The 21,105-nt window shown below is 51.5% G+C and carries 22 protein-coding genes; 11 read left to right on the top strand and 11 right to left on the bottom strand.

What is annotated here, in order from left to right:
- Positions 1 to 171 precede the first annotated feature (171 nt).
- The 6 genes from H1D31_RS06860 (at position 172) to H1D31_RS06835 (ending at position 5,894) form a co-directional block, all read left to right on the top strand.
- The gene (locus H1D31_RS06860; RefSeq protein ID WP_261260076.1) at positions 172 to 792 is read left to right on the top strand and encodes a pseudouridine synthase; all 621 of its coding nucleotides are present in this window, start codon (positions 172 to 174) and stop codon (positions 790 to 792) included.
- Positions 793 to 810: 18 nt separating this feature from the next.
- Positions 811 to 1,266 (top strand): NUDIX domain-containing protein, encoded by a 456-nt coding sequence (locus H1D31_RS06855; RefSeq protein WP_261257208.1) that lies wholly within the window; start codon positions 811 to 813, stop codon positions 1,264 to 1,266.
- Positions 1,267 to 1,376: 110 nt separating this feature from the next.
- Positions 1,377 to 2,480, top strand: coding sequence for a tRNA 2-thiouridine(34) synthase MnmA (gene mnmA / locus H1D31_RS06850; RefSeq protein WP_261257205.1), 1,104 nt, complete (start codon positions 1,377 to 1,379; stop codon positions 2,478 to 2,480).
- A 1-nt stretch (position 2,481) separates the two neighbouring features.
- Positions 2,482 to 3,114, top strand: a complete 633-nt coding sequence (gene hflD / locus H1D31_RS06845) for a high frequency lysogenization protein HflD (protein WP_261257202.1) — start codon at positions 2,482 to 2,484, stop codon at positions 3,112 to 3,114.
- A gap of 14 nt (positions 3,115 to 3,128) precedes the next feature.
- Positions 3,129 to 4,499 (top strand): adenylosuccinate lyase, encoded by a 1,371-nt coding sequence (gene purB, locus H1D31_RS06840; RefSeq protein WP_261257200.1) that lies wholly within the window; start codon positions 3,129 to 3,131, stop codon positions 4,497 to 4,499.
- Between the two features lie 240 nt (positions 4,500 to 4,739).
- Positions 4,740 to 5,894 carry a cupin domain-containing protein gene (locus tag H1D31_RS06835; RefSeq protein ID WP_261257199.1) on the top strand — a complete coding sequence of 385 codons (1,155 nt, stop codon included), beginning with the start codon at positions 4,740 to 4,742 and terminating at the stop codon, positions 5,892 to 5,894.
- A gap of 75 nt (positions 5,895 to 5,969) precedes the next feature.
- On the opposite strand, the gene H1D31_RS06830 is transcribed toward H1D31_RS06835, so the two are convergent.
- Positions 5,970 to 6,398, bottom strand: a complete 429-nt coding sequence (locus tag H1D31_RS06830) for a DUF4826 family protein (protein WP_261257197.1) — start codon at positions 6,396 to 6,398, stop codon at positions 5,970 to 5,972.
- Between the two features lie 230 nt (positions 6,399 to 6,628).
- Between H1D31_RS06830 and H1D31_RS06825 the strand changes: the two genes are divergently transcribed.
- Positions 6,629 to 7,672, top strand: a complete 1,044-nt coding sequence (locus H1D31_RS06825) for a Leu/Phe/Val dehydrogenase (protein ID WP_261257195.1) — start codon at positions 6,629 to 6,631, stop codon at positions 7,670 to 7,672.
- Between the two features lie 71 nt (positions 7,673 to 7,743).
- On the opposite strand, the gene H1D31_RS06820 is transcribed toward H1D31_RS06825, so the two are convergent.
- From H1D31_RS06820 to H1D31_RS06805, 4 genes are all read right to left on the bottom strand, one after another.
- Positions 7,744 to 7,971, bottom strand: a complete 228-nt coding sequence (locus tag H1D31_RS06820; protein WP_261257193.1) for a hypothetical protein — start codon at positions 7,969 to 7,971, stop codon at positions 7,744 to 7,746.
- A 45-nt stretch (positions 7,972 to 8,016) separates the two neighbouring features.
- Complete coding sequence (locus H1D31_RS06815; RefSeq protein ID WP_261257192.1) at positions 8,017 to 8,508, bottom strand: GNAT family N-acetyltransferase; 492 nt, start codon at positions 8,506 to 8,508, stop codon at positions 8,017 to 8,019.
- A 139-nt stretch (positions 8,509 to 8,647) separates the two neighbouring features.
- Positions 8,648 to 10,963 (bottom strand): acyl-CoA dehydrogenase, encoded by a 2,316-nt coding sequence (locus tag H1D31_RS06810; RefSeq protein WP_261257190.1) that lies wholly within the window; start codon positions 10,961 to 10,963, stop codon positions 8,648 to 8,650.
- Between the two features lie 18 nt (positions 10,964 to 10,981).
- Positions 10,982 to 11,641, bottom strand: coding sequence for a TetR/AcrR family transcriptional regulator (locus tag H1D31_RS06805; RefSeq protein WP_261257188.1), 660 nt, complete (start codon positions 11,639 to 11,641; stop codon positions 10,982 to 10,984).
- Positions 11,642 to 11,922: 281 nt separating this feature from the next.
- Between H1D31_RS06805 and upp the strand changes: the two genes are divergently transcribed.
- From upp to H1D31_RS06790, 3 genes are read left to right on the top strand one after another with little or no spacing between them, the layout of a single operon-like run.
- A complete protein-coding gene (gene upp, locus H1D31_RS06800; RefSeq protein ID WP_008949434.1) occupies positions 11,923 to 12,549 on the top strand; it encodes a uracil phosphoribosyltransferase in 627 nt (208 codons plus the stop codon).
- Positions 12,550 to 12,574: 25 nt separating this feature from the next.
- Positions 12,575 to 13,462 carry an alpha/beta fold hydrolase gene (locus H1D31_RS06795; protein WP_261257185.1) on the top strand — a complete coding sequence of 296 codons (888 nt, stop codon included), beginning with the start codon at positions 12,575 to 12,577 and terminating at the stop codon, positions 13,460 to 13,462.
- 59 nt (positions 13,463 to 13,521) lie between these two features.
- Positions 13,522 to 14,646: an META domain-containing protein gene (locus H1D31_RS06790; protein WP_065955002.1), complete on the top strand. Its 1,125-nt coding sequence runs from the start codon at positions 13,522 to 13,524 to the stop codon at positions 14,644 to 14,646.
- A 96-nt stretch (positions 14,647 to 14,742) separates the two neighbouring features.
- On the opposite strand, the gene rplT is transcribed toward H1D31_RS06790, so the two are convergent.
- From rplT to H1D31_RS06760, 6 genes are all read right to left on the bottom strand, one after another.
- Complete coding sequence (gene rplT, locus H1D31_RS06785) at positions 14,743 to 15,099, bottom strand: 50S ribosomal protein L20 (RefSeq protein WP_008949437.1); 357 nt, start codon at positions 15,097 to 15,099, stop codon at positions 14,743 to 14,745.
- Positions 15,100 to 15,116: 17 nt separating this feature from the next.
- The gene (gene rpmI, locus H1D31_RS06780) at positions 15,117 to 15,314 is read right to left on the bottom strand and encodes a 50S ribosomal protein L35 (protein WP_083216218.1); all 198 of its coding nucleotides are present in this window, start codon (positions 15,312 to 15,314) and stop codon (positions 15,117 to 15,119) included.
- Between the two features lie 91 nt (positions 15,315 to 15,405).
- A complete protein-coding gene (gene infC, locus H1D31_RS06775; RefSeq protein WP_083216217.1) occupies positions 15,406 to 15,948 on the bottom strand; it encodes a translation initiation factor IF-3 in 543 nt (180 codons plus the stop codon).
- A 32-nt stretch (positions 15,949 to 15,980) separates the two neighbouring features.
- Positions 15,981 to 17,897 carry a threonine--tRNA ligase gene (gene thrS, locus H1D31_RS06770; RefSeq protein WP_261257177.1) on the bottom strand — a complete coding sequence of 639 codons (1,917 nt, stop codon included), beginning with the start codon at positions 17,895 to 17,897 and terminating at the stop codon, positions 15,981 to 15,983.
- 149 nt (positions 17,898 to 18,046) lie between these two features.
- Positions 18,047 to 18,433, bottom strand: coding sequence for a DUF6436 domain-containing protein (locus tag H1D31_RS06765; protein ID WP_261257174.1), 387 nt, complete (start codon positions 18,431 to 18,433; stop codon positions 18,047 to 18,049).
- A 155-nt stretch (positions 18,434 to 18,588) separates the two neighbouring features.
- Positions 18,589 to 20,082: a methyl-accepting chemotaxis protein gene (locus H1D31_RS06760; protein WP_008610182.1), complete on the bottom strand. Its 1,494-nt coding sequence runs from the start codon at positions 20,080 to 20,082 to the stop codon at positions 18,589 to 18,591.
- Positions 20,083 to 20,221: 139 nt separating this feature from the next.
- Here H1D31_RS06760 and H1D31_RS06755 point away from each other — a divergent pair, with 139 nt between their 5' ends.
- The gene (locus tag H1D31_RS06755) at positions 20,222 to 21,082 is read left to right on the top strand and encodes a fructosamine kinase family protein (protein ID WP_065955000.1); all 861 of its coding nucleotides are present in this window, start codon (positions 20,222 to 20,224) and stop codon (positions 21,080 to 21,082) included.
- Positions 21,083 to 21,105: the final 23 nt, after the last annotated feature.

Genomic DNA, 21,105 nt, shown 5'->3' with positions numbered 1-21,105 from the left:
CCCGTGTGTGGAAATTGTTTAAAACGCAGCCAAACGAAGCCCGCTGAGTATATCAGCATCAGGGCGAATAAAACAGGCAGCGCACATCCAGCGGCACACCACCCGGTTAAACGGCAGCTTGGCGCCGCGGCGTTTAAATATTACGGTCAACATCAGATGCAGAGATCAGGCGTGAATGCTCAGAAACGGCCGACCCGGCCAAAACATAAGGCTTTTTCAGCAAAAAACAATAGGACTAAGGTAGAAAATCCACTATTGGTACTGTTTAATAAGCCCTACGATGTATTAAGCCAGTTTACCGACAATAGCGCACCGCCACGCCAGACGCTGGCTGATTTTTTGGCCATCCCGGATATCTATGCCGCCGGCCGGCTGGATCGGGACAGTGAGGGCCTGCTGCTGTTAACCAACTGCGGCAAGACCCAGCAAAAAATTGCTGACCCGGCATTTAAAGCACCGAAAACCTACTGGGTGCAGGTCGAGGGGCAAATTAACGAGCAGGCGCTGGTACAGCTACGTCAGGGCGTACAACTTAACGACGGCATGACGCTGCCGGCCCAGGCTGAGCTTTTGGCCGAACCCGAACTCTGGCCGCGGCAGCCGCCGGTTCGCTATCGGGCCAATATTCCGACCAGTTGGCTGGCATTAACCATCCATGAAGGGCGAAACCGTCAGGTACGGCGGATGACCGCCGCGGTCGGCTTCCCGACACTGCGTCTGGTCAGGGTACAGATTGGTGACTGGCAACTGGGTGAGCTGGCACCGGGCCAGCACCGTATTATCGAACTTTAGGGACAGTGTAGGATAACTATGAGCAGGAACAGACTCCATCTGACCGTGGCGGCGGTGATTTACTATCAGGGCCGGTTTTTACTGGTACAGGAACGCGACAAACTCAGTGACCGGGAAGTGTTAAACCAGCCTGCCGGCCATATGGAAGAGGATGAAGATCTGCTCAGCGCCGTCTGCCGCGAAGTATACGAGGAAACCGGCCTTACCCTGCTGCCCTCAGCCTGGCTTGGCATTTCGCAGTTAAAGGCCAGCAACGGCCATACCTATGTGCGGGTGAATTTTTTGTTTGAGCCCGCCCAGCTGCCAGCAGCATTTGAGCCCCAGGATCCGGATATTCTGACGCTACACTGGCTTGATAAAAGTGAACTGCTGGCACAAAAACTGCCTCCACGCAGTCAGCTGGTGCTGGATGCTATCGATCTCTGTTTAGCCGGTACCCGACTGCCATTGTCATTGATCCAACCGCTTTGCTGACGGTAAACCGCAGCTTAGTCAGCTTTTTTCCGGTAGCGAGCATTTTTGCCGCCGCTATTTTGGTGTTATAATCCGCGCCTTTAATTCAGGCAGTCTTTAAGCGCGGTGTCATGTCAGAGCATAGCAGTAAAAAAGTAATCGTCGGGATGTCCGGCGGCGTCGATTCGTCCGTTTCCGCCTACCTGTTGTTGCAGCAGGGTTATCAGGTGGAAGGCCTGTTTATGAAAAACTGGGAAGAAGACGACAACGACGAATACTGTGCTGCCGCAGAAGATATGGCCGACGCCCAGGCCGTATGCGATAAACTGGGTATCAAATTACACAAGGTCAACTTTGCCGCCGAATACTGGGACAATGTGTTCGAGTATTTCTTAGCCGAATATAAAGCCGGGCGCACCCCTAACCCGGACATTATGTGCAATAAAGAAATCAAGTTTAAAGCCTTTCTGGAGTTTGCCGCTGAAGCGTTGGGCGCTGACTATATTGCTACCGGCCACTATGTCCGCCGCCGTTATCAGGATGGTCACTGGCAAATGCTGCGTGGTCTGGATCACAACAAAGACCAAAGCTACTTCCTCTATACGCTGGCAGAACAACATATCGCGCAAACGCTGTTTCCGGTTGGCGATTTGGAAAAGCCAGCCGTGCGCGCCATTGCTGAGCAGCAAGGCCTGGTCACCCATGATAAAAAAGACTCCACCGGCATCTGCTTTATCGGTGAGCGTAAATTTAAAGATTTTCTACAGCAATATTTACCGGCTCAGCCGGGCGATATTGTCAGTATTGATGATGGCAAAATTATCGGCCGCCACGAAGGCCTGATGTATCACACGCTTGGCCAGCGCAAAGGCTTAGGCATTGGCGGTTTACGCGATGGCGGCGACGATCCCTGGTATGTGGTCGGCAAAGATCTGACGCTCAACCGGTTACTGGTTGCTCAGGGCCATGATCACCCGGCGCTTTTATCCAGCGGCCTGATAGCCAGCCAACTGCACTGGGTGGATCGCAGCGGACCACAGCAAGTTTGCCGCTTAACGGTAAAAACCCGCTACCGGCAACATGATATTCCCTGCACCGTAACGCCGCTGCCTGATGGCCGGCTGCAGGTGACTTTTGATAGCCCACAAAAAGCGGTAACCCCTGGTCAGTCGGCAGTCTTCTATCTGGATGAAGTCTGCCTTGGCGGTGGTATTATTGATGAGGCACTAAGCTAAGATGCAAGTATCGTTAGAAACTCAAATTTATGCGCTGGCCGGCCTGTGTCAGGCGGCCAAGTTGGTGCAAAAAGTGGCCCGCAGTACCGATTCGCAACAAGCGCAACTGGAAATTATGCTGGGTAGCGTAATCAATCTGAACCCCGCGACGCCGCTGGATATTTATGGTGGCGAACTGACAAATTTACGCGAAGGGCTGCAACTGATAATTGAGCAGTTGGGCGATAAGCCACAAAAAGACGTTGAGCTAACCCGTTACCTGGTCGGCGTGCTGGCGCTGGAGCGGCGGCTAAATAAAAACCGCGACAATATGGCCGAGCTGGGCAAGCAACTGTCGCAACTGGAGCGGCAATTACAGCATTTTAGTGTCACCGACGACACTATCATTGGCAAACTGGCCGATATCTATACCGACTGCATTAGCAGCCTGGGTGCCCGCATTCAGATATACGGCCAACCAGAATTACTCAGTCAAAGCAGTGTGCAGCAAAAAGTGCGCGCCCTGCTGCTGGCGGCGATTCGCTCTGCCGTACTTTGGCGTCAGGCAGGCGGCAGCCGGCTAAACTTTATTTTTAAACGACGGAAAATACTGGCCGCCGCGAAAGCCGCACTCGCCAGCCTTCCCGCACTATAAGATCAGGAGTTTTCATGGAACTTAATGCCCTTACTGCCATTTCGCCGGTCGACGGCCGCTACGGTAGCAAAGCTGCCGCGCTGCGCCCGATTTTCAGCGAGTTTGGTTTAATCAAGTACCGGGTTTTGGTCGAAGTGCGTTGGTTGCAGCAGCTGGCCGCCGAGCCGGCAATCAGCGAAGTGCCGGCGTTATCCGCAGAGGCCAATGCGCTGTTAAACCACATCGTCGATAACTTTAGCCTGGCCGATGCACAGCGGGTAAAAGATATCGAGCGCACCACTAATCACGACGTGAAAGCGGTTGAGTATCTGTTAAAAGAGAAAGTAGCCGGTAATAGCGAGCTTGCGGCTATCAGTGAATTTATTCACTTTGCCTGTACCTCTGAAGATATCAATAACCTGTCGCATGCGCTGATGCTGCGCGAAGCGCGTGACAGCGTGTTACTGCCTGAATGTGATGCCTTGCTGACGGCGATTAAAAAGCTGGCGCTGGAGTTAAAAGCGGTGCCGATGATGGCACGTACCCACGGCCAACCGGCGTCCCCCACTACGATGGGCAAAGAGCTGGCGAACGTCTATGTGCGGTTAAAGCGCCAGCGTGAGCAAATTGCTGCAGTTAGCCTGCTGGGTAAAATCAACGGCGCTGTCGGTAACTACAACGCGCACTTATCGGCCTACCCGACACTGGACTGGCATGCTTTTGCCGAGCGTTTTGTCAGCTCGCTGGGTATCAGCTGGAACCCCTACACCACGCAAATTGAGCCGCATGATTATATTGCCGAGCTGTTTGATGCCATCGCCCGTTTTAATACCATCCTGCTCGATTTCGACCGCGACGTCTGGGGCTATATTGCCCTGGGTCACTTTAAGCAAAAAACCGTGGCCGGCGAAATCGGCTCTTCAACTATGCCGCACAAGGTTAACCCAATCGACTTTGAAAACTCAGAAGGTAACCTCGGCATCGCCAATGCGCTGTTTAATCACTTATCGGCCAAGTTACCGGTATCTCGCTGGCAGCGTGATCTGACCGACTCTACCGTGCTGCGTAATCTGGGTGTCGGCTTTGGCTATACGCTGATTGCCTATCAGGCGACCTTAAAAGGGATCAGCAAGCTGGAAGTGAACGAAGCCAACCTGCTGGCCGAGCTGGACGCCAACTGGGAATTACTGGCCGAGCCGGTACAGACGGTGATGCGTAAATATGGCATTGAAAAGCCGTACGAGAAGCTAAAAGAACTGACCCGTGGTAAGCGGATCAGCGCCGCCGATCTGGCCGTCTTTATCGATGGTCTGGCGCTGCCGGATGCGGTAAAAGCAGAGATGAAGCAGCTGTCGCCTGCCGGCTATATCGGTGATGCTATTCGCCTGGTGGAGTTACTGGATTAATCCAGTAACTCCAAATACCGTGTGAGCATCGAACCGGTTTGCTTACGCCAAGACGCCGTGAATACGTCCCTGTAGGCTTCATTGTGGACGTCGTCCATGACGTCCACCCTACGGGCAGCTTCGCGGCGCAAATGCGTTCCATACGCATTTGTCAGGCATCCATGCCTTCAAGACTTGGCTTAAAGCAAACCGGTTCTCGCTTTTCTAAGTCTTTGCTGTGTCAGAGTTAAGGATCTTTAAATGTATCAGTTAAATCTGGGTGAATTAAGCCTGGCCGATTTTATGCAGCAGTACTGGCAAAAGCAGCCGCTGTTGATTAAACAAGGCTTTAAGAACTTTCAGGATCCGCTGTCAGCGGATGAGCTGGCAGGTCTGGCGTTGGAAGATGAGGTCGAATCACGGCTGGTGGAATGTCGTGACGGTAACTGGCAGCTGGAAACCGGCCCCTTTGAAGACTTTAGCCGCTATGGCGACAAGGACTGGACTATCCTGGTGCAGGCGGTTGACCACTGGCATCCACCAGCGGCGGAGTTGATTGAGCCGTTTCGCTTTATTCCAAACTGGCGGATTGATGATCTGATGGTCAGCTTTTCCACGCCGGGTGGCGGTGTCGGCCCGCATCTGGATCAATATGATGTGTTTATTATCCAGGGCGAAGGTAAAAGACACTGGCGGGTTGGTATGCCAGATGCGTCACTTAAGCAATTCTGCCCGCATCCGCGCCTGTTGCAAGTCACGCCCTTTACCGCCTGTATTGATGTGATTATGGAGCCGGGTGATATTTTATATATTCCGCCTGGCTGCCCACACGAGGGGATCTCGCTGGAAAACAGTCTGAACTACTCAGTCGGTTTCCGCGCGCCGGCACAAAAAGACTTACTGACCGGTTTAGCCGATTACCTGCTGGACAACGATATCAGCGGTAAACGCTTTAGCGATCCTGATCGCAACCTGACCGGCAATATCGGTGCGATGAGTGAGCAGGATCTGGATCAGGTGCAGCAGTTGTTGGTGCAGCTGGTCAGTGACCGCGACAAACTGCCGCTATGGTTTGGCCAGTATATTACCCAGGCCAAACATGAGCTGGATCAGCAAGAGCCAGATCCACATTATCAGGCCGAGGAAATTGCGGAATACCTGGAAGAAGGCTCGGTACTGGCACGCCTTGGCGGCCTGCGTTGCTGCTACTATCAGGCAAGCGAAAGCAGTGATATTCAGCTGTTTATCAACGGCACTACCATAGTGTTGCCAGCCGAAGAGCGGGTGACGGCGCAATTACTCTGTGACAGTAAACGCATCGACCAACAGCAGTGTCTGCATTTTACCGCGCGGGAAGAACGCCTGTTATTATTGACGGACTTGATTAACCAGGGCTTGTGGTATTTTGAAGAATAAACCGCAGCGCTGCGCATAAAAAAAGCCGCTATTGCGGCTTTTTTTGTCAACTAAATTTGACAGCTTGGCGCTGACTTATTGCCCTTGCCACAGCGGCTCATTATCAAACAGATCGTATAAACCCTCTGCCCGGCTTACTAACAGATTAGCAAACTCAACCTGAGTTTTATCGGTAAAACCGGCCTGGGCAATTTGTTCGGCCTTTAACTGCCAGTGCAACGCGAACGCGCGGATCGCTTCGCGGGCATTGGGTGCTGCACTAACGGGCATATGATCGGTTGGCAGATCGCCACTGATCACCCAGAATGACTTAGCATCACGGGTATTTAACTTCCATACTGCGACCAAAGGCGGTAAATAACGGCTTTCACTCACGGCCACGTTATCCGGGATAATCCCCTTGGTTGCCAGATATTCATTAGCTTTCTGAAATTGTGCCCGGACCCATTCTGCGCGCTGCGCTTCGGTGATTTCAGTGGGTTGTTGAGTTGACTGCTCACTCATAAGATGACTTCCTGTGTTGTAGATGCCGCTACTTTATGTGAGCTATCCGCGACAATCAAGCTTTACTGAGCTTCTCACCACCAACACTGGACTGACCAGCCACCAGTTAACGTCAGGACTGGTATTCAGTGGTGCAAAATGGTACATTCCGCGCCATTACGACAAAAGTCGCAGTTAACGTAAACGTAAACCATCCAGCTGTAATAGCTATTCTTGCAAGGGAGTCCGTTGTGGCCGTATTTAATCACCCAGAATTTGATCAGCATGAGCAAGTAGTTTTCTGCAGTGATCAGGAAACCGGTTTAAAAGCCATTATCGCTGTGCACAGCACCCGTTTGGGGCCTGCGGTTGGTGGTTGTCGGTTATGGGACTATGCATCTGACGAAGATGCGCTGGTAGATGTGCTGCGTTTATCACGCGGTATGACCTATAAGAACGCCATGGCCGGTTTACCCCTGGGTGGCGGCAAGTCGGTGATTATCGGTAATGCCAAAACCATTAAATCTGAGGCGTTATTTCAAGCCTTTGGCCGCATGGTACACCGCTTAAGCGGCAGCTATTACAGCGCTGAAGATGTGAACATTACTACTCATGACATTATGCAGGTGCATCAGGTTACACCTTATGTTGCCGGCTTAGAGGGTAAAAGCGGTAACCCAGGTCCTTTTACGGCGCTGGGTACCTATCAGGGCATTAAAGCCGCCGCTAAGCATCAGTTTGGCTCTGCCGATCTGGCAGGCAAAACGGTTGCCGTACAAGGCTTAGGTAGCGTCGGTTTCTATCTGTGTGAACACCTGCATAAAGAAGGCGCTAAGCTTATTGTCACCGACATTAACCAGGATGCGGTGAACCGTGCGGTCGCTCAATTTGGCGCCACAGCCGTCGGTCTGAATGATATCTGCGGCGTAGCGGCTGATATCTATGCGCCTTGTGCGCTGGGTGCCACCTTAAATGATGACACCATCCCGCAATTAAAAGCCAAAATTGTGGCCGGCTGTGCCAACAACCAGTTAAAGCGCCCCGAGCATGGCCAGAAGCTACGTGAGCTGGGTATTCTGTATGCGCCGGACTATGTTATCAATGCCGGAGGCATTATTAACGTCGCCTTTGAAATGCGTCCGCAAGGTTACAATGCGGCAGAGTCTACCGCGAAGGTCATGCAAATTTTTGACACCCTGTTGCAGATTTTTGAGCGCGCCGACGCTGAAAATAAACCCACCAGCACCGTCGCTGATCAGATGGCACAAGAGATTATTGCGCGCGGTCAGGCATAAGCCGCGGCTATAGCCACCAGAAAACGCAAAGGGAGGCACAGGCCTCCCTTTGTTTTGCTAAACAGCACGCACTAACGCGACAGCTTTAGCAAAATTTCAAAACTTAATATCAGCAAACACACACCAATAAACAGCGCCACGCTCAGGTTAATCCAGAAATCGCCGCTTTGCCGCCGTTTTAATACCTTCTTTGGTTGAGCTTTTGCTGCTGGAACCTTGTCGGTCTCAGCTGCCGGGCTTTTTGCCGGCTTTGTGCTTTGCGCGGCCGCCGCTGCGGCCTTAACTTGTTCCTTTGACATTGACTACTACACCTGTACAACTTTTAGGAAATCAATACCACGACATCAGGCCGAATATTGCGCTGCTAATGCCTGCAATTTGTCACCGGTCACCCGGTTGATCCGCCAGTCGTGCAACAATGTTGCCCCCTGCGCCTGATAGAAATCAATCGCCGGTTGATTCCAGTCCAGCACTGACCATTCAAAACGACCACAACCTCTGTCTACGGCCAGTTTCGCCAGATAGGTCAGTAATAACTTGCCCAGCCCCTGGCCACGAAACTGTGGTAACACAAACAGATCTTCGAGATAAAGACCGGGCTTGGCTAAAAAAGTCGAGTAATTATGAAAGAACAAGGCAAAGCCCGCTGGCTGACCGTCATACTCGGCAATCACAACTTCTGCTGCCGGGCGTGCTGAAAACAAGGTCGCGGTTAGCTGTTGTTCAGTGGCCACCACTTCATTAGCGAGTTTTTCATATTCAGCCAGGCCCTGAATAAATTTTAAAATCAGCGGCACATCAGCCTGGGTGGCTAAACGGATAGTACGCTGCGCCATCTTATTCCCTCTTTTTTTGGTCTTATTATTGTTCGGGGCCTATTCTAACGTTTTTCCGGCGTTAACCAATGCCAAAGCCATAAAAAAACCGGAGTTGTTAGCTCCGGTTTTTCGCTAAACGATATTCGCCGCAGCTCAGTTAAGCCGCATCACGCTTACCCACGCTCATGCCTTCCAGCACGCCGGGTTTAAAGCTATCCACACTGATGGCTTTAAAGCGCAGCTGGTTCATCTTACGTAAGCTGGCCGCCTCCGACTCGCTTAAGATATTGGCGGCTAACGCCTGATTAATGCTATCCAGCAGCGGCTGTTTACGCGGTAACTGACCGGCTTTTTGCGCCTGGGCAATTTTCTTCAGCAGTGGCTGGGCGTTGTACATCGCAACAAAGGCGTTTTCCATTAACCCTGTGGCATCATCTTCATCTTTACCGACATAACACAGGTGAGTTAAGCGATCGCGCAATGTGTTCGGCTTAGATAAGGCTTCACAAATTTGTTGTGCCACCTCATCAGACGGCATTTTGTAACCGATCCCAAACGGGAATACCAGGGTACGGATGGTACGCGCCACAATGCGATTCGGGAAGTTGGCAAAGAAACCATCAAAGGCTTTACCAATCTCAAACAGCGAGCGCTGCACACTGTAGTGCACGAACGGCAGATCAGCCTGCTGACGACCATTATCTTCGTAAAACTTCAGCACGGTAGAGGCAATATACAGCTGGCTCAACACATCACCTAAGCGGGCCGACAGCATTTCTTTACGTTTTAAATCACCGCCTAACATCAGCATTGAAATATCAGCACTTAACGCCAGAGCACGGCTCATCCGGCTTAATTGCTTGTAATAGCGGGCCGTTTCGCCTGATACCGGCGCACTGTTAAAGGCACCGGCCGTTAAACCCTGCCACAGTGCAGCAAAGGTATTGCCAACCGCAAAGCCGATATGTGCCATCAATAGCTTATCAAACTGTGCCAAGCCCTCTTCGGCATTCGGATTGGCTGCGGCTTCCAGCTCTGCCAGTACATAAGGATGGCAGCGAGTAGCGCCCTGACCGAAAATCATCAGGTTACGGGTCAGGATATTAGCACCTTCTACCGTAATCGAGATCGGTACACCCATATAGCCATGCGCCAGATAGTTCATCGGGCCACACTGAATGGCTTTACCGGCATGAATATCAAAGGCATCGTTTAATAAGGTGCGAGACATCTCAGTCATATGATATTTGGCAATCGCCGTCACTACCGATGGGCTCAGTTTTAAATCGATAGCACCGGCAGTCATCACCCGCATCGCTTCTAAGGTGTAAGTTAAACCACCAATGCGCGCTAAACCTTCCTGCACACCTTCAAACTTGCCAATCGACATGCCGAACTGCTGACGCACATAACCGTAAGCACCGGTCATCCGTGCTGCCAGGTGGCCGGTTGCTGTCGCCAGTGCCGGTAAAGAGATACCACGGCCTGCTGATAAACATTCTACCAGCATGCGCCAACCACGACCCGCATAGGCCGGACCACCGATAATCCAATCCAGTGGAATAAACACATCTTTACCGTAAGTAGTGCCGTTCATAAAGGCCATATTCATCGGGAAATGGCGATCACCAATCTGCACGCCAGGGTGGCTGGTTGGGATCAGCGCACAGGTAATACCCAGCTCTTCTTTATCACCTAATAGTTTATCCGGATCGTACAACTTAAAGGCCAAACCCAGTACCGTCGCAACCGGTGCCAGCGTGATGTAACGCTTATCCCAGTTCAGGCGGATGCCTAGTACTTCTTTGCCTTCGAACTGACCTTTGCAGACCACACCCGTATCCGGAATACCACCGGCATCCGAACCGGCTTCCGGGCCGGTTAACGCAAAGCACGGCACGTCAGTGCCATTCGCCAGCGTTGGTAACCAGCGATCTTTTTGCTCCTGGGTACCATAGTGCATCAACAGCTCGCCCGGGCCTAAAGAGTTGGGTACCATGATGGTTACCGCCGCGGTTAAGCTGCGGGTTGCGATGCGTGATACGATGGTCGAGTTGGCGATAGCCGAAAACTCGCGGCCACCATAGGCTTTTGGAATAATCATCGCAAAGAAACCTTCGCGCTTAATGTAATCCCACACCGCTTTTGGCAGATCACGGTCTTCCTGCACAATTTTATAATCGTCCAGCATGGTCAACAGGGTTTCGACCTGATTATCCATAAAGGCTTGTTCTTCGGCTGAGAGTTCAGCTTTCGGAATAGCATGCAACTTATGCCAGTCCGGCTTACCTTTAAACAGTTCACCGTCCCACCATACATCGCCGGCTTCCATGGCTTCACGCTCGGTATCTGACAACGGCGGCAAAATTTTCTTAAAGATGCCAAACACCGGCTTGCTAATCACACTACGGCGCACCGAAGTCACGCCAAACAGCACTACCAGCAGTGCCACTATTATCAATAAATACACCATATCAGCTTCCTTCCAGCATCAGGCAACGGTTTTGAGGTCTTGGCTATATACCGGCGCGGCAATTGCAGCCCCGAGATAAGGGATTAAACGGCGGATCACCCCTTCAATATCCACCGCTTCATTAAAATCAGCCTGGGCAATTTCAGCCAGCGCATCACTGGACGCCATCGTAAAGACGATAGAGCCGAGCGAAAAATGCAGCCGCCAGAACACTTCGCTTTGTGGCAGATGCGGGCAACTTTGCTGCACCAGCAACACAAACTTATCCAGGGTACGGCCATAATGTTGATTAATAAACCAGCGCAAGTGTCCCTGTACATCGGTATAACCGCGCCCAAGTAACTGTAAAAAGGTTCGGGTACCGCGGCGCTGCAGCTGGTTCAGATCGAGCAAAGGCTTAACAAATACCGATAAGATCTGGGTTAAATCATTCGGCTTTTGACTGGCTAACAAGCGATCAAACTCCTGATCCAGCCGCGGCATCAGCACCTGCAAATAGCGCTGCAGCACGGCCTGGATCAGCTCTTTCTTCGAGCCGAAGTGATAATTCACTGATGCCAGATTCACCTCTGCCTTAGTAGTAATCTGCCGTAACGAGGTATCGTTAAAGCCACTTTCGGCAAACAGGCTTTGCGCAGCATCCAGGATGCGTTGTTGGGTATGCACTTTACTGCTCATTCTTCACTACGCCGTTAAACAAACTTTTAAACACCTGTTTGAAATGTACGTTTGAATAACTGGTCTGTCAAGTAACAAAAGCAATTCTGGTCGGACAAGTCGCATAATTGGCCGTCAAAGTGACAGCCGCTGCCGAAAGCTTGCTCAGTACGCAGCACTGCCGTATTATCGCGACACCGTTTCGCTACAGTAACGCCTTCGAAAGCGCAGTCTTAAAGGTCAAAACAAACCTGAAAACTGCCACTACAGATCCGGGCTTTCGAAGGGACATGGAGAACCCTATGCGCGTCGTCGAAGTCTCTCACCCCCTGGTACAGCATAAAATTGGCCTGTTGCGGGCCGCGGATATCAATACCCGCCAATTCCGGCAACTGGCGGTCGAGCTCGGCAGCTTGCTGACCTATGAAGCCACCAAAGACTTGCCGACCGAAACCGTAACCATCGAGGCCTGGAGCGGTCCGTGCCAGATCAAGCAAATCCAGGGCAAAAAAGTGACAGTGGTGCCAATCCTGCGCGCTGGCCTGGGTATGCTCGATGGCGTACTGGATCTGATCCCCAGCGCCCGTATCAGTGTGGTGGGTATTTATCGTGACGAAAGCACCTTGCAGCCGGTGCCCTACTTTCAAAAGCTTGCACCGGAAATCGATCAGCGGCTGGCGATTATTATTGACCCTATGCTGGCCACCGGCGGCTCGATGATTGCCACCATTGATTTGTTAAAACGACAAGGCTGTACCCACATCAAAGCTCTGGTATTGGTCGCGGCGCCCGAGGGGATTAACGCGCTGCGCCAGGCGCATCCGGATATTGAGCTCTACACCGCTGCGATTGACCAGGGCCTGAACGAGCATGGCTATATCTTGCCAGGCCTGGGGGATGCCGGCGATAAACTCTTTGGCACCAAATAAAGGCTGATTAAAATAAAGGTTGATCATGCAGTTAATTCCCTGGTCTTTTCATACCCGTTACGGTTTTACACTACGCGGCTGGCAGACGCCGGTTAGCGGTAAGCCGCTGCTGCATTTTTTGCACGGTAATGGCTTTTGTGCCCGCAGCTATCAACCGCTGTTAGCTGAGCTGGCTGCCGACTACGATTTATTCCTCTCTGACGCTCAGGGCCACGGCGACAGTGACCATGGCGGCCCTTTTTTAGGTTGGAATATCGCCGCCGAGCTGGCGGCTCAGGCCTTTAATGCCCATCGCGCCCAATATGCTGAGGTGCCGGTTTATGGCGTTGGACACAGCTTTGGTGGCGTGCTGACTGCCTTAATGCATGCTGAGCATCCGGGGCTGTTTCAGGGGTTGGTATTACTCGATCCGGTGCTATTTCCGCCGTCGATGATTCTACTGGCCCGCACTCTGGAAGGCGTGCGGCTGTTTAAAAAGAACCCTTTGGCCAAGGCTGCACTGCGCCGGCGCCGGCAATGGCCGGATCGTCCCAGCGCTTTGCAGTACCTGCAAAGTCGCAGTTTATTTCAAAGCTGGCACCCGGAGGCTCTGGCAGCCTATGTCGATAACGCGCTTAGCGCCAGCAATGGTGAACTGCAATTAAAGTGTTTGCCCGAGCGCGAGGCAGAGATCTTCAGCTCCTACCCAAAAGGATTATGGCCGGCGCTGCGTAAAGCGGCGAAACCTATCACTGTAATTTACGGTGAACAGACCTTTCCTTTTGTGGTCAAAGCGCTGGCGAAGTGGCGCCAGCTGAATGCTGCGGTGCAGACGATCCAGGTACCTGGCGGCCATTGTTTTATGCAGGAGCAACCGGCGCCAACCGCGCTGCAGGTCAGGGCTGTGCTACAGCAGTTTGCTGCGGTAAAATAGCCAGACAACCCGCTTTGGGGTGCGTTATAATACGCCGAATTTTTTAGCGAAGAGTCATTATGAAAAAACTCGTTATTGCCAGTGCTGTGCTGCTAGCCGGCTGTAGTCAGCTTCCCCATTTTGGCGCTGATCAGCCCACCACGCTGTCGGCCCCCACTAAGCCGGCGACGCCAGCGATTCCGCTGCCGGCAGAGGTAGAAGATGTGAATGAAGTGGCAAACAGCGCGACCACAGAAGCCCTGGCCACCGACTTCGAACATATCTTTATCGACAGTGATATGACCTTTGAAGGTGTGCTGCCCTGTGCCGACTGCCCGGGGATCAGCTATCATATTAACCTGTACCGCGATGGCCGCTTTGAAGCGCGGCAGGAATATCTGGAACGGGGTCAGGTGGAACTGGTCAGTGGTGCCTGGTTATTAGAGCGCCGCACCCTGCATCTGGTTAATCAACAGGTTAATCTGCCATCCTTTCACTTTCGCTCCAACCGGCAATTAGTGATGACCGATCTGGCGGGCCGCCCTATTACCCGCTCTGATGCCTATCAGTTAAACCGGCTGGATGCGCTGAAAAAGCTGGATACCCGCCAACCAATGCTTGGCTTATACCTGCTGCAGAATAATCAGGCCACCTTTACCAAATGTCAGACCGGCGAAAGCTTACCGGTAGCCAATACGCAAAACCATTTGCCAATGATGCGCCTGTATCAGCAGGACAGTCGCTTTAATAATAAAGCGGTGATTGCCAGTCTGGTTGGCCGTAAGGGGCCGGATCAGCACGGCACCGATACACTCTTTATCGATAAGTTTGAGCAGTTCTGGCCAAATGCGACCTGCCCGAATCAATTCGCGATGAAAAATCTGCAGGGTATTGTCTGGCGGGCGGAAAAAATTGCCGATCGTTATGTGCCACATTCATTGAATGTACGGCTGATTTTTGAAAAAGATAAGTTGTATGGCTTTAGTGGTTGCAACAACTTTAATGCCAGCTACCAGCAACGCGCCAATACCTTCGCCGTACAGCAGTTAGCCAGTACCCGTAAATTCTGTGCCGATGCCAGCACTATCGAGCAACAGTTTACCGAAAAGCTGCAACAAGCCGATCGCGCTGAAGTGAATGCCGATAAGCTGCAGTTGTTCCGCAATAACCAGGTGATTATGGAGCTGATCCCGGCGGTTAACTGAACCTTGGGTATCTGACCCCGAACCTTTTCGGGGTCAGATACCAACAGACGAGCATAAAAAAACCACCTTGCGGTGGTTTTTTTATGCTTCACACTATTAAACTAAAGCTTGTTTGGCTTTAGCTACGATAGCAGTGAAAGCCGCTTTGTCATATACAGCGATATCGGCCAGGATCTTACGGTCGATTTCAATTGAAGCCTTTTTCAGACCTGCAATTAAACGGCTGTAAGATAAACCGTTCATCCGTGACGCTGCGTTGATACGCGCGATCCACAGTTGACGGAACTGACGCTTACGCTGACGACGGTCACGGTAAGCATATTGGCCGGCTTTGATAACGGCCTGGAAAGCAACCCGGTAAACACGGCTACGGGCACCGTAGTAACCTTTAGCCTGCTTTAATACCTTCTTATGGCGCGCGTGCGCCGTGACACCACGTTTAACTCTTGGCATTTCTGTCTCCTAATGACTTATGCGTACGGCATGCAACGGACTAAGCCGGCAACATCGACTTTAGCGACTAAGGTTTTTGGACCTAACTGACGCTTACGCTTAGAAGACTTCTTCGTCAGAATGTGGCGAAGGTGTGATTGCTTACGTTTAAAGCTACCAGAAGCGGTCTTTTTAAAACGCTTCGCAGCACCTTTATTGGTTTTCATCTTAGGCATAGTATTTAAACTCGCATTGTTAAATTACAACGAATAATAAGGCGTTAAAAAACTGCGGCAAGCCGCAGCTTCTTACACTTGCAGGCACTTATTACTTCTTATTTGGGGCCAGCATCATAATCATCTGACGACCTTCCACCCGTGAAGGGAAAGATTCGCAGATGGCGATATCAGACAGATCCTCTTTAATTCGAGTCAACATCTCAATACCGATTTCCTGATGCGCCATTTCACGACCACGATAGCGCAGCGTTACTTTAGCTTTGTCACCCTCTTCAATGAAGCGACGCAGGTTGCGTAGTTTTACCTGGTAATCGCCTTCATCAGTTCCAGGCCGGAATTTAATTTCCTTAATCTGGATCTGTTTTTGCTTCTTCTTTTGCTCTTTCAGAGCTTTACCTTTTTCGAACAGGAACTTACCGTAGTCCATCAACTTACATACTGGCGGTTCAGCTGTCGGGCTGATTTCTACTAAATCGGCGCCGCTTTCTTCTGCCAGACGATTGGCTTCAGCAATACTGACTACACCCAGCTGTTCACCTTCTACACCAATTAAGCGTACCTCTGGTACGTTAATTTCTTCATTGATCCGGTTAGGACGGTTTGAAGGTAATGTTTTCTTTCCTACTTTAATAGTATGTTCCTCCGAAAAAGTTTCCTGTTTGCTTAGCTCGCGGTCCGGTTTTTAATTTCAGCGGTCAGTTTTTCAACAAAAGCAGCCACCGACATCTTACCCAGATCCTCTGCTTTGCGGGTTCTGACTGCGATATCGCCAGCTTCAACTTCTTTGTCACCAACTACCACCAGGTACGGGACGCGCTTAAGCGTGTGCTCGCGAATTTTAAAGCCTATCTTCTCATTTCTCAAGTCACTTATTGCTCTTATGCCCTGAGATTTGAAAGTTTTTACCAATTGTTGCACATATTCGGCCTGATTATCGGTAATATTCATCACCACCACCTGGGTTGGCGCTAACCAGGTTGGGAAGAAACCGGCATATTCTTCAATCAGAATACCGATAAAACGTTCCAGCGAACCCAAAATCGCGCGGTGGATCATGACCGGCACCTGCCGCTCACCACTTTCCGCCACATAGCTGGCACCTAAACGGCCTGGTAAGGCGAAATCCAGCTGGATAGTGCCGCACTGCCAGGCACGGTTTAAACAGTCGTGCAACGTAAATTCGATTTTCGGGCCATAGAAAGCGCCTTCGCCTGGCTGCAGGTCGTAGGCAATCTCATTGGCTTTTAAGGCATCTATCAGGCCCTGCTCAGCGCGATCCCAGATTTCATCTGAACCAATACGCTGGGCTGGCCGGGTCGACAGCTTGACCTTAATGTTTTTAAAGCCAAAGGTGCTGTAAGTATCAAATACCATCTTGATACACTTGGTCACTTCAGTCTGCACCTGCTCTTCGGTACAGAAGATATGGGCATCGTCCTGCGTAAAACCGCGCACCCGCATCAGGCCATGTAAGCCACCTGATGGCTCATTACGGTGACAGCAACCAAACTCCGCCATCCGAAGCGGTAAATCACGGTAAGATTTTAAGCCCTGGTTAAAGATCTGCACATGGCCCGGGCAGTTCATCGGCTTAATGGCGTACTCACGGTGCTCAGACTGGGTAGTAAACATATTTTCGGCATACTTTTCCCAGTGCCCGGATTTCTCCCACAGCACCCGGTCCATCATAAAGGGGCCTTTTACTTCATCGTACTCGTACTGACCCAGCTTTTCGCGCACGAAGGTTTCCAGCTCACGGAAGATGGTCCAGCCGTCGTTGTGCCAGAACACCATTCCCGGCGCTTCTTCCTGCCAGTGGAATAAACCGAGCGCCTTACCGATTTTACGGTGATCGCGCTTTTCCGCTTCTTCCAACTGAGTTAAATAGGCCGCCAGCTGCTTCTTATCGGCCCAGGCAGTGCCGTAAATGCGCTGCAGCATTTTGTTTTTCGAGTCGCCACGCCAGTAGGCGCCGGCCACTTTCATAATTTTAAAGTGTTGGCAAAAGCGCATATTGGGTACATGCGGGCCACGACACATATCGGTATATTCTTCGTGGTGATACAGTGCCGGCTGGCTATCACGCGGGATATTCTGCTCCAGAATTTCCATTTTGTAGCTTTCGCCGCGGGCATTAAAGGTATCCCAGGCGTCCTGCCAGCTGACTTTACGCTTTACCACATCGTATTCAGTTTTCGCCAGTTCCAGCATCCGCGCTTCCAGTGCCGCTAAATCATCGCTGCTGATCGGCTGCTCCAGATCGACATCATAATAAAAGCCGTTTTCAATCACCGGGCCGATCGCCATCTTCACATTGGGCCACAGCTGCTTAATGGCATGGCCTAATAAGTGGGCACAGGAGTGGCGCATAATTTCCAGGCCTTCCTGATCTTTGATGGTGACGATACTTAGGTTGGCGTCCTGGGTGATCAGCTCGCAAGCATCAACCAGCTCACCATTGACCTTACCCGCGATGGTCGCTTTGGCTAAACCCGGGCCGATATTTTTGGCGACATCTAATACGGAAACAGCTTGCTCAAAGGCACGCTGGCTGCCATCTGGCAGAGTAATAACTGGCATGATAAGTCCTTAACAGTGGTGGCCCATACCAAGGGTCACTTGTGGGGTTGAGAAAATTCAGCGCCTTGCCGGGCAGTTAATGGCTTAAACGAAAAGCCATCTGCACGACGTCGCGCGCTGAAGCAATAAAACGCAGCGGCATAGTATCATTAAGTGCCGGAACTGACCAGACAACGGCAAGCCTTAGTTTCGCCATTCAGCCAGGTACCGGGCAAACGGCTTTGCCCGGAAAAGAGTGCTGGTAAGAAACTATTGACAGGACTACACAGTGGTCCGCTGGCATAAGGGCCGGCATAAAGCAGCTTGCCGTGCTGAAACACCAGCAGCGCCGGCACAGCGGGTAAATGAAAACCGGCGGCGGCAAGCTCAGCTGCACTGCGAAAATGCTGTTCGACAGCATTTTGTTCCAGCTCAGCAGACAGTGCTTGCAGGTGCTGACGTGCCAGCCGTGAACAGCCACACTGGTTGTCCAGCACATGCACCAGCTGGCGGTCGCTGGCTGCGACGATATTTAACGCAGCTAAACTCAGCGGCACTGTCCGCCCCGCCCATCGCAGCTCAGGGTCAAAGACACCATAGTGACTGTTACCAAAGCGATATAACGCAATACTGCTTAATAACAGCCAACTGATAAACAGCGACCAGGCCAGCCAGAGGCGCTGTCGCCCTGATAATGGCGACAGTAACGTAGTTAGACGATAAATTTACCGGTCTCCTGCTGCAGCAGTGTTGCCACCTTGGCCAGTTGACTGGCCGATACGGCAACGGCTTCGCTTTGGGTGGATTGTTGCTGCGCCATCACTTTTAACTGCTGTGCGCTGCCGGCGACCTCATTACTGGCACTGTTTTGTTGCTGCAGCGCTGACGACATCGTCACTGCCGATTGTGCAACCTGACGGGCTTCAGTCAGGATTGCTGTTAATAAGGTGTCACTTTGTTCTGCGTGCTGCCGGGTATCGTTTAACTGACCAACACTTTGCTGCACAACGTCAACCGACTGCTGACTGTAACTGACTAAGCGCTCAATAATCTGCTTAATCTCAACCGTCGATGCCTGAGTTCTGGATGCCAATGTCCGCACTTCGTCAGCGACTACCGCAAAGCCCCGCCCCTGCTCACCAGCCCGGGCGGCTTCAATAGCGGCATTAAGCGCCAGTAGATTAGTTTGCTCTGCAATCGCCTGGATCACATCCAATACTTTGCGAATATCCGTGCTGGCCTGCGCCATATCATTGACCTTGTCACCGGTTTGCGCCAGTTGCACCGCCAGTTGCCGTACCGAGCCAATAGTCGCACTGACTACCTGCTGACCTGACAGTGCGGCCTGCTCGGCAGAGCCTGCCGCCGTTGCGACCTGCTGCGCAATATTGTGCAAGTCCGCAATACTGTATGACATTTGCTCCGTAGCAGCGGCAATACGCTCAACTTCCCGCAACTTTTGCTGCATCCCGGCTGCCAGTTGTTTACCGTCCAGCTCCAACTTATCGGACTGCGTGTCCAGTTGCTGTACCGAACGATTAAAGGTTTGCAATGTTTGCTGTAACACCGTCAGCACCTTATTAAAACCCGCAACGACCTTTGAATCCAGCTCCATGGCACGTTGATTTAACACTACCTGCCCCTGGGTATTTAACAGCGCATCGGTGGCGTCAAATAAAGCTTGTCCAACCTTGGCCTCGCGTAACGCCTGCCGGCACATCACAACTAAGACCGCCGCCTCAACAATCACATAGGCGGCATGGATCAATACGATACCTAAGGTATTGGACTGTTCCGGCAATAAATACACGCCGGCGTTTTGTTGTTGTAGCCACATAAACAGCAAGTGATGCACGGCAATCACCGCCGCAGCAACGATAATTACCCACTGATCCCGAAACGCAAACAAAATCGCCAGTAGGACAAAGATGCCAAAGTGAATTTCGGTTAAGCCAAAGGACTGATGAATATGTAGCGCCGCAAACAACATAAAGCTGACGCCATAGCCGACACGCGCCAATAGGTGATCACCGAGTAGTTTATACAAGAAATATGGCACAACTAACGCCGGCAAACCGATAAGCAAGGCACTTAGCCAGCTACCGAACAACATTGCAAACACCAGTGCCAATAAAAACAGCAATAGATTCACGGCGGCAACAATTTTAAAAGCCTGTTGCCGGAAACGCAGGTTAAGGGTGGTCATAACTGACTCCAGTGCACAGCGAACGCTGTTGGATACAACGTATATTAGTTTACTTTTACGACTGCTGCGTTGTGCGGGATCAAGGAAATTTGCGCTAAATCAGCCATACTCAAAATAGGCAGACAATAGGAAGGCGACTATGTGGCAGAGTATTGCAGCGCAAATCAGCAGCGAGCTGGATATCGATTTTCAGATCACCGACAAGGCTTCAGTTAATGGCGGCTCGGTGAATCTGGCCTGGCATATTCAGGGCCAGGGGCGGCAGTTTTTTGTCAAACTGAACCAGCGCGAGCGACTGGAGCAATTTGAAAATGAACAATGGTCGCTGCAAAAACTGGCGCAGCAAGGCGCCATCCGGGTTCCACAGGTGATTTGTGTGGGTCAGACGCTGGATAAAGCCTTTTTAGTGTTGGAATACCTACCGCTGCAAATTGAAACTGAACTCGGCTGGCAGCAACTGGGCGAACAGCTGGCCGCGCTGCACGCCCGCCACGATCAGGCAATGTTTGGCTTTGACTGGGATAACTTTATTGGTCTGACCGTGCAGCCCAATCAATGGCAAAGTAACTGGAGCAGTTTTTTCTCCGAGCAGCGCTTAGGCTGGCAGCTACAACTGTTAGCCGAACAAGGCTTTGGTCTGGGGAATATAGATAAAATGGTTGAGCACAGCCGGCAAATTCTCGCCCATCATAAGCCGCAGCCCAGCCTGCTGCATGGCGATCTATGGCGCGGGAATGTTGGCTTTTTAAGCGAGGGGCCGGTGGTATTTGATCCGGCCTGCTATTTTGGTGATCGGGAAGCCGATCTTGCCTTTACCGCCTTATTCGCCCGTTTCCCGGCACCATTTTATCAAAGCTATCAGGCGGTTTACCCGCTTAGCGACGGCCACCAGGAGCGGAAAAATCTCTATAATTTGTATCATGTTCTAAACCACGCCAATCAATTTCGCGGCAGTTATTTATTGCAGGCGCAGGAGCTGGTTAAACAGCTGTTTCAGTAAGCGGATAGCTTAAGTGGGAGGCC

The sequence above is a fragment of the Alishewanella sp. BS5-314 genome, assembly GCF_025377695.1.
Lineage (GTDB): Bacteria > Pseudomonadota > Gammaproteobacteria > Enterobacterales > Alteromonadaceae > Alishewanella > Alishewanella aestuarii.
This window is presented reverse-complemented; position numbering and strand designations above follow the sequence as displayed.

Bases quoted from the DNA above. Each gene is read 5' to 3' on its own strand.
- H1D31_RS06855 (WP_261257208.1), top strand. From the start codon at position 811: ATGAGCAGGAACAGACTCCATCTGACCGTGGCGGCGGTGATTTACTAT.
- mnmA (WP_261257205.1), top strand. From the start codon at position 1,377: ATGTCAGAGCATAGCAGTAAAAAAGTAATCGTCGGGATGTCCGGCGGC.
- hflD (WP_261257202.1), top strand. From the start codon at position 2,482: ATGCAAGTATCGTTAGAAACTCAAATTTATGCGCTGGCCGGCCTGTGT.
- purB (WP_261257200.1), top strand. From the start codon at position 3,129: ATGGAACTTAATGCCCTTACTGCCATTTCGCCGGTCGACGGCCGCTAC.
- H1D31_RS06835 (WP_261257199.1), top strand. From the start codon at position 4,740: ATGTATCAGTTAAATCTGGGTGAATTAAGCCTGGCCGATTTTATGCAG.
- H1D31_RS06830 (WP_261257197.1), bottom strand. From the start codon at position 6,398: ATGAGTGAGCAGTCAACTCAACAACCCACTGAAATCACCGAAGCGCAG.
- H1D31_RS06820 (WP_261257193.1), bottom strand. From the start codon at position 7,971: ATGTCAAAGGAACAAGTTAAGGCCGCAGCGGCGGCCGCGCAAAGCACA.
- H1D31_RS06815 (WP_261257192.1), bottom strand. From the start codon at position 8,508: ATGGCGCAGCGTACTATCCGTTTAGCCACCCAGGCTGATGTGCCGCTG.
- H1D31_RS06810 (WP_261257190.1), bottom strand. From the start codon at position 10,963: ATGGTGTATTTATTGATAATAGTGGCACTGCTGGTAGTGCTGTTTGGC.
- H1D31_RS06805 (WP_261257188.1), bottom strand. From the start codon at position 11,641: ATGAGCAGTAAAGTGCATACCCAACAACGCATCCTGGATGCTGCGCAA.
- upp (WP_008949434.1), top strand. From the start codon at position 11,923: ATGCGCGTCGTCGAAGTCTCTCACCCCCTGGTACAGCATAAAATTGGC.
- H1D31_RS06795 (WP_261257185.1), top strand. From the start codon at position 12,575: ATGCAGTTAATTCCCTGGTCTTTTCATACCCGTTACGGTTTTACACTA.
- H1D31_RS06790 (WP_065955002.1), top strand. From the start codon at position 13,522: ATGAAAAAACTCGTTATTGCCAGTGCTGTGCTGCTAGCCGGCTGTAGT.
- rplT (WP_008949437.1), bottom strand. From the start codon at position 15,099: ATGCCAAGAGTTAAACGTGGTGTCACGGCGCACGCGCGCCATAAGAAG.
- rpmI (WP_083216218.1), bottom strand. From the start codon at position 15,314: ATGCCTAAGATGAAAACCAATAAAGGTGCTGCGAAGCGTTTTAAAAAG.
- thrS (WP_261257177.1), bottom strand. From the start codon at position 17,897: ATGCCAGTTATTACTCTGCCAGATGGCAGCCAGCGTGCCTTTGAGCAA.
- H1D31_RS06760 (WP_008610182.1), bottom strand. From the start codon at position 20,082: ATGACCACCCTTAACCTGCGTTTCCGGCAACAGGCTTTTAAAATTGTT.
- H1D31_RS06755 (WP_065955000.1), top strand. From the start codon at position 20,222: ATGTGGCAGAGTATTGCAGCGCAAATCAGCAGCGAGCTGGATATCGAT.